The organism is Affinundibacterium danionis, assembly GCF_042432465.1.
Lineage (GTDB): Bacteria > Pseudomonadota > Gammaproteobacteria > Burkholderiales > Burkholderiaceae_D > Undibacterium > Undibacterium danionis.
Genome location: NZ_JBHLXJ010000015.1, coordinates 279,408 through 292,845 on the forward strand (window position 1 = coordinate 279,408; position 13,438 = coordinate 292,845).

General features: G+C 45.5%; 9 protein-coding genes. 5 read left to right on the forward strand and 4 right to left on the reverse strand.

Going from position 1 to position 13,438, the window contains the following annotated elements:
* Positions 1–184: 184 nt before the first annotated feature.
* From ACFFJH_RS14510 to purU, 3 genes are all read right to left on the reverse strand, one after another.
* Positions 185–4,225: a two-component regulator propeller domain-containing protein gene (locus tag ACFFJH_RS14510; protein WP_390213584.1), complete on the reverse strand. Its 4,041-nt coding sequence runs from the start codon at positions 4,223–4,225 to the stop codon at positions 185–187.
* Between the two features lie 307 nt (positions 4,226–4,532).
* Positions 4,533–5,075, reverse strand: a complete 543-nt coding sequence (locus ACFFJH_RS14515) for a YaeQ family protein (RefSeq protein ID WP_390213585.1) — start codon at positions 5,073–5,075, stop codon at positions 4,533–4,535.
* A gap of 84 nt (positions 5,076–5,159) precedes the next feature.
* Positions 5,160–6,026, reverse strand: coding sequence for a formyltetrahydrofolate deformylase (purU, locus tag ACFFJH_RS14520; protein WP_390213586.1), 867 nt, complete (start codon positions 6,024–6,026; stop codon positions 5,160–5,162).
* Positions 6,027–6,343: 317 nt separating this feature from the next.
* Between purU and ACFFJH_RS14525 the strand changes: the two genes are divergently transcribed.
* From ACFFJH_RS14525 to ACFFJH_RS14545, 5 genes are all read left to right on the forward strand, one after another.
* Complete coding sequence (locus ACFFJH_RS14525) at positions 6,344–7,402, forward strand: NADP-dependent oxidoreductase (protein ID WP_390213588.1); 1,059 nt, start codon at positions 6,344–6,346, stop codon at positions 7,400–7,402.
* A gap of 246 nt (positions 7,403–7,648) precedes the next feature.
* On the forward strand, positions 7,649–8,962 hold the full coding sequence (locus ACFFJH_RS14530; RefSeq protein ID WP_390213590.1) for a hypothetical protein: 1,314 nt from the start codon (positions 7,649–7,651) through the stop codon (positions 8,960–8,962).
* Positions 8,963–8,983: 21 nt separating this feature from the next.
* A complete protein-coding gene (locus ACFFJH_RS14535) occupies positions 8,984–9,430 on the forward strand; it encodes a type 2 periplasmic-binding domain-containing protein (RefSeq protein ID WP_390213591.1) in 447 nt (148 codons plus the stop codon).
* Positions 9,431–9,460: 30 nt separating this feature from the next.
* Positions 9,461–11,068 (forward strand): sensor domain-containing diguanylate cyclase, encoded by a 1,608-nt coding sequence (locus tag ACFFJH_RS14540; RefSeq protein ID WP_390213593.1) that lies wholly within the window; start codon positions 9,461–9,463, stop codon positions 11,066–11,068.
* A 158-nt stretch (positions 11,069–11,226) separates the two neighbouring features.
* The gene (locus ACFFJH_RS14545) at positions 11,227–11,949 is read left to right on the forward strand and encodes a hypothetical protein (protein ID WP_390213594.1); all 723 of its coding nucleotides are present in this window, start codon (positions 11,227–11,229) and stop codon (positions 11,947–11,949) included.
* 75 nt (positions 11,950–12,024) lie between these two features.
* Here the strand turns inward: ACFFJH_RS14545 and ACFFJH_RS14550 are convergent, their stop codons facing one another.
* Positions 12,025–13,326 carry an ABC transporter ATP-binding protein gene (locus ACFFJH_RS14550; protein WP_390213595.1) on the reverse strand — a complete coding sequence of 434 codons (1,302 nt, stop codon included), beginning with the start codon at positions 13,324–13,326 and terminating at the stop codon, positions 12,025–12,027.
* Positions 13,327–13,438: the final 112 nt, after the last annotated feature.

Below are 13,438 nucleotides of genomic sequence, written 5' to 3' on the forward strand. Positions count from 1 at the left end.
AGATATGAATTTTATCCGAATATTTAAAGATAGGTTTTATTTCCCCCATCCTGACGCTCACTGCCATTAAGTTAAGCTATCTCGTAGGGCGGGTGAAACCCGCGCTGCTTAGGTGCTCGGTGGGCTGGCGGCGCGAGTTTCACCCGCCCTACAATTTTATATCCTCAACTTAATGGAAGTGATCCTAGCGCTGTGGCGCGGTCAAAGGCAAGATGATGTCAAAACTGGTGCCGCGTCCTTCCGTGCTGCGCACCTCTATACTTCCCCCCAATACCGAACTAACGATGTTGTAACAAATGTGTAGGCCGAGGCCACTACCACCTTGCCCTAAACGGGTGGTAAAAAAAGGATCGAATATTTTATTCAAATTCAACTCACTCACGCCGCGCCCATTATCACTAAATATAATCTGCACCTGTTTGTCGTTGATAAATTCTGCCTTCAAGTTCATCACACCGTGCTTGCGCCCATCAAATGCATGGATAATCGCATTCATGATCATATTGCTCAGCACTTGCCCATACGGTCCAGGATAGCTATCCATCAATATCACTTCGGGCATATCAATTTTCAATTCGTGTTCTTCTCGTTTTATCCGATTCGACATCGTCAAGGCAATTTCTTCACTCACCGTTCTTAAATTAAATTGTCGCCGTTGATCTGAAGTTTGATCAACCGCAATCTGCTTAAAACTAGTAATCAAATCCGATGCAGTCGATAAATTACGAACTAGCAGCGTGCTAGAGGTTTCAGTGGCGCGGGCAAATACATCGAGGCTAGAACGACGCATTTTACCGGTCTCGACTTCTGCCAAAAATTTACTACTCATTTCTTGCATGGTGCTAGCAGTCAGTAAGCTGTTACCCAACGGTGTATTCAATTCATGCGCCACGCCTGCTACTAGAGAACCTAGGGCGGCCAGTTTTTCTTGCTCCACTAATTTGGCCTGGGTCATTTGCAGATATTGATAGGCCTCGGCGTTATCAAAAGCGATTGCGGCATAGGCAGCCAGGGTTCGAAGAATATCGAGATCGCGTGAAGTAAATGCGTGGCTGCGTTCACTTTGCAGACATAAGAGACCAATGACTTTTGATTTCACTATCATAGGAGCGAAGATGCCTGATCTTGCTGGCGGTACTTTACTGCCATCCAGATAAAATAAGTCGAAGGACTCAAACTCTCGACTATCAATCGGATACTCATCAATTTTAATTTCTTTGGCACTCAAAACACAGCATGATGCGGGTTGTTCTTGCGCATCCAGACTACGTTGGTAAGCGGTCACGGTCTTCCCCTCTGCGACCACAAAGCGAAATTCAATTTGCCGCTTATCCCAATCCAGCATACCTATACCAAACGACATGGAACCTATCAATTTGCTCACATTTTGATACAACACTTGTTGAATCATGGAGGAATCCAAACTCGCGGTAATCTCGCGCCCCATGGCACTCAACAGCGCAATATCTTGTTTTGCCCGCTCCGCAATCTCTCTTTGTTCTACCGCTTCACTAGTACGCGCCGCGACTTCCTGCTCAAGATAAATTTGATTAGCGTTAAAACTTTTCATACGTAAACGGTACATCATAAAAATCGCTGCACTCGCTATCAACATGAGCATGGTGTACCACCACCAAGTACGCCAAAATGGCGGGAGCACTTCGACCTCTAACAACAATGTACTGTCGCTCCATACGCCATCAGGATTGGCCGCCCTGGCAAATAATTGATAATGACCGGGATTTAAATTAGTGTAAGTAGCGGTTCCTTGCTCACCTAGACCATCAATCCAGTCGAGATCTGAGCCTTCTAATTTCCAAGCATAGCGATTTTGATTGCGATTAAAATACTGTAATGCAGATAGCTGAAAACTGACCATCGCATGTTTATGCGTGAGTTTGATGTGTCGCGCGAGATGTAAGGCACCTGAAACACCGATTTCTTCTAGACTGGTCTGTTCAGGATTTCGTCCACTTAGTTTGTTTAGCAATTGACGCCAATAGCTTTCGGTGTCGTCGGCTTTTTTATTCTCACTTGGACTCGATGTATTTTTTGTCGCACCCTGCGCATGCAATGAACGATTAAAAATGAGAATGTCACTCAAAACAACTTTGGGAGCGCGTAAATTATCACGCAGCTCTTCAGGCAAAAATCGGATCAAGCCCTTGGTCCCAAAATACAAACTACCGTCAGGGCCACGCGCACTAGCGCCAAAATTAATACCTGCGCCAAAATGTGTTAGTGCAGGATAAAACCGTGCGGTGTTTTGTTCTGGAACCAAACGCGTTAAGCCTAAATCGTTACCTAACCATATCTCACCATTTACCGCATCTTGTACAGAATCGAAACCGCCTTGCGGCATATTCTTTACATGCGACCATGAACGTACATACCATTCACCTTGGTACTCGGTCATGTCGAACAGCCCGATTTCGGTCGCCAGCCAAATCCGTTTTTGACGATCTTGGCGCATGGCCTGTATCGCCAATTTATCGGGGTGCGGTATTAGTTTATCCGGACGTATCACCGCGAGGAAATTCTCCGTCAGCGGCTGCCACAAGTACAATCCCCCTTTGGTTCCTACCCAGAGCTTGCCTTTGTCATCGACTAACAAACTATCAACGACATCATGTCCCAGTGCGCCAGCGAGCTGACTATCGCTGCGATAACTCTTAACCGGATACACGGCACCGACATCACGTCCCAAAGCATTTTTAATACGATATAAACCCAAGGCGCTGCCCGCCCATAAATCACCATTTTGATCGATTACCAAGGAACTAATCGACGCACCTGCGGCCAATTGATTATTCAATGCGATTTCTTGCGTCAACTGACGTTGGCTGTCATAGACAAAAAGCCCACCATCACCGCCAACCCAAAGCTTGCCATCAGGCGCCAGTAATTGTGTTTTAATTTTCGACAATGGCATTTGGCTTTCCGGGATTTTTTTCACCTCACCGGTATCGAGATTTAAACGCACTAAGCCATTACTATAGGTGCCGACCCACGCCTGATGATCTGACATAAAACTAATCGCCATCGCGACCGGTGAAGCTAAATTTTTATCGCCTACCGACTCATTTAAATACAAACTAAAACGTTTGCTGCGTAAATCTGCCTGAGCTGCACCACCATCACTGGTTCCTATCCACAAGCTACCATTACTATCTTGAATGATACTTTGCACTGCACCCGAATTGAGGCTGCTAGGAATAGCTCGGCTATGAGTATAGCGAGTCAACTTTGTCGTGCCATTGACCCATTTACTAATCCCACTCTGCCCACCTTGCCCTATCCACATCGCACCATCACTATCTCGTACGATGCTGCGCACCACGATAGCGTCCAATTCAAACTGATGACGCAAAGGATCACGCCGTGGTGTTTTTTGATCTACGTGCCAAACTTGTAAATCGCTCTCCATACCCACCCACAATCTCTGCTGGGAATCAAAAGCCAAACTACGAACTTGCAAATCAACCGGACTGTTCTCCATAGCCGTCACATTGTCCATCGTACTAAAAACCAAATCCAACTGTGCTCGCTGATCAATATGCGCAACTTGATTTCCCTGACCTAGCCAAACGCCACCGCGGCCATCACTAATCAAGGCAAAAATCCGCCCTTGCAAACGGGTGTCGCTAGACTTCCAAAGCGTAAATTGACGGGTCTGAGTATCAAATAAATACAGACCACCGTACATAGCGATCCACAATTTCTTATCAATGCCAGCCACGATGCCACTGACACGTCGATTTTGCAGACTTAAGTCTTGCGGGATGGCTTGGCGTTGCACGGTTTCGGTACGCAAATCAAGACGGTCAAAACCTGAGCGTGTGCCTATCCACAGCACCGCATCATCGTCTTCGAGTAAAGCAGTTACTAAAGGATTACTAATCGTTGTTGGATTTTTTTCTTCGTAGTCAAATGTTTTAATTTGACGGCCATCATAGCGAGCCAAGCCATTCGCCGTTCCCAGCCACATAAAGCCCTGCTTATCTTGCAGCATGCTCATGACACTGCTACTGGGCAAACCATGCTCTTGGGTTAGATGACTAAAACGTAGAGATTGAATGGAATCAGCCCACGCCGCTGTGCCGCTCTGTAGAAACAGAAGTACGCTACACAATAGGAATCGAAATAGGAAATACGAAAATTGACTACGCACGACTAGGCAGAATCGAAAAAACACAGCACTCAAAAAAATACTGTAGCGTCTCATCTATCTGCCTATCCGGTATAACCGTAAGGATAAGTGATGCGATCAGCAAACTAAGCTAGCGAATTCACATCACACGTTGAGGTGGTAAAGCTATTTACTTATTTGTGTATTTATCTGTTTATTTGTTTATTACGGCGACTTTATCAAAAATAGACCAGCCTAGGTCTGACTTAGTTCCATTCATACATTTGCCTAGTGCAGTCTGATGTCCGATGCCTAATGTCTTATAGCGCATTGTAAGCACGATTTGAATAACAATGAAATAGAGAGGCGCAAATGCGTACTAATTTACGACAACTCCACGATCTCAGCCAAACTCTTTAAAAACCTCTAAATCAATCTGCACCGATTGATCGCCCGCTGACATCCAAATTTGCCCATCTTGTATGGTGCACTGCAACTGCATCGTCCGTTGCGCCATCTTGGCTAATTCTTGACTGGTTTCGGAAGCAATATTTTTTACACACAAATTTTTAGCACGATCTAGACGACTATTAATTTGTTTCCACCAGATGCTACTAGCATGAGCAAAACTATACACCACTACTTTCTCAGCACGCCCACATGCCTTAAGTAAGCGACGGTCATCAGGTTGCCCTACTTCGCCCCATAACAATATCGCATCGGTGTAATCTTTTTCCCAAAAATCGGGCTCTTCGGTGTCTGAAATACCTTTGCCAAACGCTAATCGTTCAGATGCATGAATCGCAAATGCGACCACCCGCATCATCATGCGCTCGTCGGTTTCCGAAGGATGACGTGCAATAGTTAAACTATGATCGGCGTAATAGCCACGATCCATATCGGAAATGTTCAGTTCTGCTTTATAAATTGTTGATTTAAGTGCCATTGCTGTTTCTAAGTTTTAGGTAAATTTATTTAAATCCTTGGTATCTGCTAAAGTCTATGGAAGCCCATACAAGCCTACTCAGTTTTATTTAAATACCACGGTTTTATGACCGTTTAAAAGTATGCGATGCTCTACGAAATAGTTGACAGCGCGCGCCAAAACCACACATTCGACATCACGTCCTATCGCAGTCAGTTTTTCTGGGTCCATGGCATGATCCACGCGCTCTACATCTTGCTCGATGATAGGGCCTTCATCCAAGTCGCCCGTCACAAAATGCGCGGTCGCCCCGATCAACTTCACACCGCGATCGTGCGCCTGATAATAAGGTTTCGCCCCTTTAAAGCTAGGTAAAAATGAATGATGAATATTGATGGCACGACCACTCAATGCCTGGCACATCTCGTTCGAGAGTATCTGCATATAGCGGGCTAACACCACCAATTCGGCTTGGTGCCCGTCTATCACCTCCAAGACTTTACGTTCCTGCGCAGCTTTTGCTTCCGCACTCGCCCCTGTCGCTAAAGGTAAATGATGAAAAGGAATATTGTAGCTAGCGGCTAATTGATAAAAATCCGTGTGATTGGAAATAATCGCCTTAATCTCAACCGGCAATAATCCACTTTTGTAACGGAATAATAAATCATTCAGACAATGCCCTATCTTTGACACCATCAACACCACGGCGGGCTTATGGTGCGCATCATGCAATTGCCATTCCATTTTCCAACTCTGTGCGACTTCCGCAAACTCTGCGCGCAAACTTTGATCACTGATTCCTGCATCATCTAGAGAAAAATGCACACGCATGAAAAACAAATGGGAATGGGCGTCGCCGTATTGCGCCGAGTCAATAATATTGCAACCGTGAGTCGCCAAAAAACCGGAAACGCTATGCACAATGCCGCGTTGATCCGGGCAAGATAAAGTCAAGATGTATTCTGGATGCATAAAATTCAGTCAAAATTTAATTGTGGTGTTTATACAATAGCAAATAAGGCATAAACCATCGGACTTACACAAAACCGCCTCAGCGTCGTTGCTGCCGACTTCCCGTGCTAAAGCACTGTCTTCGTCGGCACGCCTAGCTGGAACGATTTCGCATAAGTCCTTAAACCAAAGAAACATTGTCTCATGTTCAAGCCATTTTTATGTGCGAATGATCGCGAATGCAAAATAAAAGCACAGTCGTTCTTATTCATGTATAGTCAGCGCACTTGAGGATTTCTGTCCTGAGATCAACCGTGTTTACTTTTGGAGATGCTTCTATGTCTATTTCTACACCTGCGCCACTGGCTACATTGACTAATCACCAAATACGCTTAGCCTCCCGTCCTGTAGGTTTTCCCAAAGAGAGTGATTGGTTATCAACGGAAGAAGCAGTCACCGAATTAAAGTCTGGCGAGATCCTAGTTAAAACCTTGTATCTCTCAATTGATCCTGCCATGCGCGGTTGGATGAACGGTGGCAAATCCTATATACGTCCAGTAGAAATCAACGAAGTGATGCGCGCAGGCGGTATTGGTCAAATAATTGCATCACAGTCAGATCGTTTTCAAGTGGGTGATTATGTGTCTGGCAGTGTTGGCGTGCAAGAGTATTGGCAAGGTATGGCTGATAATCCCTATGCGGGATTTTACAAAGTTGATCCCAAGCTCGCCCCTCTCCCCAAATATTTAAACGCCTTAGGCATGCCAGGTATGACGGCTTACTTTGGTTTGTTGGATGTAGGACAGCCGAAAGCCGGCGAGACCATCGTGGTATCTGGGGCGGCCGGTGCGGTCGGGCAAACGGTGGGACAAGTTGCTAAACAACTCGGTTGCCGTGTGGTCGGCATCGCAGGCGGTCAAGACAAGTGCGATTTTGTCGTCAATGAATTAGGTTTTGATGCTTGCATAGACTACAAAAACACCTCAGTAAAAGACGGCCTTAAACAGCACTGCCCAAATGGCATTGATGTTTATTTCGACAATGTTGGGGGCGAGATTTTAGATATTGTGCTCACTCGTATCAACCGCAAAGCACGTATTATCATCTGCGGTGCGATCTCACAATACAACAACACCTCCGAAATTAAAGGCCCCGCTAACTACCTGTCACTACTGGTCAATCGTGCCCGCATGGAAGGCATAGTCGTGTTTGATTACGTACAGCGCTATCCAGAAGCGGTACAGGCAATGAGTAACTGGATGTCAGAAGGTAAATTTCATACCCGCGAAGACATCGTTCAAGGTTTAGAGAATTTCCCCCAGGCCTTAATGATGCTGTTTGAAGGTAAAAATTTTGGCAAACTGATCTTACAAGTGAGTGATGAAAATCAGGCTTAACATCTAAACGCGAAGCGTGCCAAAAGACAGCCGAGGGGCTATAACAAAGCACACCAAAAGCACACCAAAAGCAGCCCAAAAACAGTAAAAAAGCAGTAAAACCGATGACTCTGTCGTATTCAATCACGACAAAGAAATTAGGGATTGCAAGCCGTATTGCACCTGTGTAATATGGATTGAGACACTTGGACACTTCATTGGCGAAACGCTATCAATCACTAAGTACTCAGTTCAGAATGAGGTCCTATGAAGGATTTTTTTCTACGGCTATGCATTCCCAGTCTCTTATTTTTAGGGCTTACGGGTTCATTTACGGCTCGCGCTAAGACTGAAAACCAAGCCGAATCTAGAGCCGAATCTAAAACTGAATCCAAAGCCAGCCAAGATACGCCTTTCAAATTTAGCGGCTTTGGAACCTTAGGCGTCACCTACAATACCAGTCGAAATTTTGACTACATCCGAGACTTGTTACAGACCACAGGAGTCGGTGCCAGTCGCCGCATCGACCTAGGGCTAGACTCGCTACTGGGTCTGCAATTATCCGCCCCCATCATAGATAATCTGGAAGCAACTGCGCAGGTCGTAGCGCGCCGTAGCTATCGAGGGTTTCGCCCCGAATTAAGCTGGCTCTTCGTCAAATACTCACCCGGCGACAATCTCGATTTACGCGGTGGTCGATTGGGATTTGATGTATATCCTTTGGCCGATTCTCGCAATGTGGGCTACTCTTACTTATGGGTAAGACCGCCGGTAGATTATTTTGGCAATCTGATTATTTCTTATATTGATGGCGCCGACGCTGTATATAAATTCAATACGGAAACGACGCAAACAAAAATAAAATTCTTTAGCGGACAAGCGCAAGAGCAAGTGCTAGTCGATGCGCCAGACAATTTCTTTTCTTTAAAAGGGTCTAGGATTTTTGGCGGACATTTAGAATTTCAATCTCAGCATTGGCTCGCAAGAGTAGGCTTAACTAATCTCAGATTCAAAAATGAATTACTGTCACTATTACCTTTATTTGCGGCACTCAATTCACCACAACTAATTGCCATCAATCCTAGCCTGCCACAGCTTGCCCACGATTTGTCATTCAAAGAAAAACGAGTCCGCTATTTATCTGCTGGACTAGTGTACGACCAAGGGCCTTTGCAAGCACAACTAATGTATAGCCGTCTCAAATCAGAATCGCTAGGATTTAACTCTAACCAGAGTGCCTTTATTACTGTGGGTTATCGCCATAAAGAATGGACTCCCTATGTCACCCTAGCAAAAACCAAACCTATGGATTATCGAACCTTAGGCAATAGCTTACCGAGTGGTATAAATGCTCAATTTGACCGGATAAATGCTGCCGTACAAAGCGTATCAAGCAGCACGCTCAGTGAACAAAGCACGCAGTCACTCGGACTGCGTTACAGCCTCAGCAATAGCAGCGATATCAAAGTTCAATTTGATCATTTAGATGCTACACAAAGAGGATTAGTCAGAGCAGCGCAAGCAACATGGAACGGCAAGGCCAATATCATCACTTGTACTTTCAACTTTATTTTTAACTGAGCGACACTGGACGTTCATACTATGCACCGACAACGACGATTAATCATCCTGCTCTCCGCATTGCACCTGGCGTCCTATGCCAGTACGGCTGCGGCTGGGAACGATTTTGTCGTCATAGCCAACTTACAATCGGGTATTGAGAAGATGAGTAAAGATGAAGTCATCAATGTGTATATGGGGCGCAATCGAAAACTAGCGTCAGGGATCAACGCCATCCCTTTAGATTTAGAGAATCCCATCACAGAAAAAGCCCACTTTTATAATGTAATGGTAAACAAAGAATTATCTGAAATCAGCTCTTACTGGGCTAGACTCATGTTTTCAGGTCAAGGCTCGCCACCAAAACAAGTCGCTAATCAGGAAGAAGCGATGGACATTGTTATCAGCCGGCCTGGCGCCATCGCTTACATAGACCGGAAAAAAATCGATAAGCGTGTCAAAATCGTGTTTGACCCGCTACGTTCGTGATGCTCGTTTCCATTTAAGCCCAATCCTATTATGCTCAATCTGCTTCGCACCAGCATTGTTGTTCGCAGTAGCGCGATCGTTTTGGGCATTACGCTGTTTATCGGCGGCATCTTTGCTGCCTTTACCTATTATTGGGAGGCGAATACTGAGCAAGAATTGGTCAAAAATCGCATGCATACTTTGCTTAGCACCGTCGAAAGTACGGTCAGTATCGCGTGCTATTTATTCGACGCCAATCTAGCAAAAGAAGTAGCACAAGGTCTCTTAAAAAATGAAGATGTGGCCAGCGTCAAAATTTATTCTGAACAGCAAACACTCACCGAATTACACAAAAATAAGCGAGTACAAGATCATGGCCTACTGCGTCTAGGTGACAAGTCCAAACTCTTTATTCAGCGCCCTATTTACTCTCCTTTCAACCCTAAAGAAGCAGTATGTCAAATAGAACTATTGCCTGATCTAGCGTTTATTCGCGGGCAAATCAATAACAAAGCCAGCGTCACGACCTATCTCCTGCTACTGCAAGCCCTCATCATGGCCGGTGCCGTGGTTTTTGTGGTCATGTTTCTCATCACACGTCCCATTAAAACAATCTCAGACCGACTCCATCATTTACCGCCGGATGCTAACGCCAGCTTGCCACTTCCTGCAGGTAATGAACGCGATGAAATCGGACAACTGGTCAGAGACGTAAATACGCTGTTCTCTAAGTTATTTAATTTATTGGAAGATGAACGCGAATTACGGATACAGCATCAGATAGGTGAAAAAAAATTCCAGGCCATTTTTGAAAATTCAGAGACAGGTATTTTTTTACTCAAATCCAATGGTGAAGTCATCTCATCCAATCCCGCTTATAGCCGTTTATTCGCCATTAGGCTTGATGCCGAGCCCACGCAGATTAAACACAGCTTGCTCAATAACTTAAGCGACTACGCTTTACGTTTACAAGGGATGCTAGAAAATGCGACTTACGCAGAACAAATCGCCTCCGAAGATTTCTTAATTGAAGTCGGCGCCCCCAAACAAAAAAAATGGATTAACCTCGTCCTCAGCGCAGTCGAGAATGGCGTGCTGCAAGGACTAGTCAACGACATCACCGAGCGCAAACAAATTGAAGAATCAGTCACGCAATTAGCCGTTACCGATCACTTAACTGGCATTGCGAATCGACTAGGATTTGAAAAAGCCATGGCCAGGATACACTTCGAAATGCATGGCGGCCTACTCGGCAGTTTCTATCTATTGATGATAGATCTGGATGGTTTTAAAGAAGTGAATGACCAATTCGGCCATGATGTTGGCGATAAAGTGCTATGCCATTTCAGCCAACTACTAAGCAAAATCGTCAGAAAATCTGATTTTATCGCCAGAGTCGGCGGCGACGAATTTATTGTGATACTCAAAGACATAGATCAATTAGATAAGCTCAAAAGTATCGCTGATAAAATCGTTAGCTCAGCGGCACAATCCATGTCTTTCGAAAACGCCGATACGATTCATATAGGAGCAAGTGTAGGTATCACACTATGTAGCACACCCGACTTTGATCATAATGAACTCATGTCGCAAGCCGATGAAGCCATGTATCAAGCCAAGAAATCAGGTAAAAACCAATACCGGATTTATGCCGCCTAAACTCCCTCTACCTAGCGCACTCAAAAGCAAGTAAAAATTTCACCTTACCCAGATTACGATACTATGCGTGGCATCCGATAGTACCCAATGTTACTATCTGCCCGTTTAAGAATTTACGTCTATGCTTTTGAATTAGTCTTCCTTACAACGATCTCACCATGTCTGATATTTTGCGCATTAGCTCAAGCAATTGGCAAGCACAAACCAAGGGACAGCGCGCCTTCGCTTCCTGTGCTGCGGTACTGATTTCTTTAACTTTCCTTGCCCAATTTAATCAGCAATTTACCCATACATTGCTTAACGATGGATTGACGCATTCGAGAGAATTCATACTGACTTGGATCGCACCATCAAAGATCGTCAACCAGGCGAACTCGGAACAAGTCGCTGCGACTTCACCTACCAACAAAGCAGCCCAAGCTAAATCGAGTACGCGTGATCCTGCCAAAGCAAAAACACGGCAAACGGATACAGCAAATATAGCGACCACTACTCCACCGTTAACCATCACAAACAAAGAGCCAGACAAAGACATAGCAGAGTCAAATGTCACTGATCCACTCGCAGCCCCTGCCACAAAAAATACGACAAAAGACGCCACCCTAGGTGCTGAACATCGTGGCACCAACCTGACCAATCTGATGACCAACGGCAAGCCGAATAGCGCAGCAGTGCGTGCCGCTTACGAGGCCAGCAAATCCGATATTCAAAAAATGGCCGAAGCGAATAACAAAACGCTCATTACCACGCCCAACAGCAAATACGAAAAATTTCAAGACGCTGCCAATCGAGCGGCAAAACCAGATTGTCTGCGTCAAGGTGGAAGTATTTTGTCTCTATTCGTGGTCGCCTATCAAGCCGCCACCGATCACTGCAAATAATTGGCTAACAAGCTCGTTGGATTAGCTAGAACGCCGAAGCCTTAACCTGAACCAGAGCAGCACCGGCCCTAATATTCAATCTTCATCATCCATTGCAGGCAGAGTCAAACGACCGGTATGGTAGTCATATTCATAAACAGCGCCATAGCGTCCCCATTCAATCGCGATTTCCAACACGCGTTTAGCTTCATCTTCTTTCATAAACTCTTCTAACAATTCCAGCAAAGGTACCTCGGCGAGACTACCGCTCAACTCAGCTTCTAAATTGCGGCGTATGTGCGCAGCCAAAGGCACGTGTAACAATAATTGCTGGCCAAACAGTTCTTGTTTATTCGCCTGATCGGCAGCCACATAATGCGCCCCGAGCGGAGTCAAACTGATGTCACCTTTCTCCACCAACGCTAAGCCCAACAAACTCAAGGCCTCATAGGTTGGGAATAATTCTTCATCAGACAACTCGGTCTCCGCCGCCAATTGCGGCAAATCAGCGCGACCATTAAATGGCGTATCCGCCAGCAAATCGAGTACCCCTTCGATTCGACTAACATCGGTATCCGGCAAACGATATCCAAGATGATGAGCACCTTCACCTGTCACCGCTTCGTGGGTATGACGCATCGTCATCAAACCATAAATCTCATCGATGAGAGTGCGCACTTCCAAAGAATCCACATCGCGTGGCCGTGGCAAATCGATTTTCACCTCACAACGCACACGCCCAGGATCATTACCCAAGATAATCACACGATCAGCCATCATGACCGCTTCTTCAATATTGTGCGACACCACCAAAATTCCCTTAGTTGATATCTTGGCGTGCTGCCACAACTCCAACATATCATTGCGTAATGTTTCACCCGTCAAGACATCCAAAGCAGAGAACGCTTCGTCCATCAATAGCACATCAGGATTGGTCACCAAAGCCCGGGCAATGCCCACCCTCTGCTTCATACCGCCCGACAATTCGCGCGGTAAGGCACCACCGAATCCCGCCAATCCTATCAATTCCAGGACCGCATCGGCGCGCTGTTCACGCTCGGCAGCAGGAACGCCCTGTGCCTCTAAACCTAACTCCACATTTTGTTGCACGGTTAACCAAGGGAACAAAGCAAACGATTGAAACACCATCGCGATCCCAGTAACTGGGCCATAAATGGCCTGATCGCGATAAGTCATTTGGCCTTTATCAGCAGAAATTAATCCCGCCATAATTCTTAATAATGTCGATTTGCCTGAACCTGATTTACCTAACAGCGCGACGATCTCTCGTTCTTGCAAACTAAAATCAACTTGATCCAAGATCAAACGTGCACTACCGTCTGCTGCTTTAAAGGACTTAGAAACTCCTTTTAATTCGATTAATTGCTTCTGCGTCATAACTAACTCCTACTGAAGGTCTGTGTCTATTTGCACTCGAGCTTACGTCTTATTACCAGTGTTAGTGCTAGTGTTATTGCTAGCAGCAGTCCAAGTGATCCACTAAGCTCGG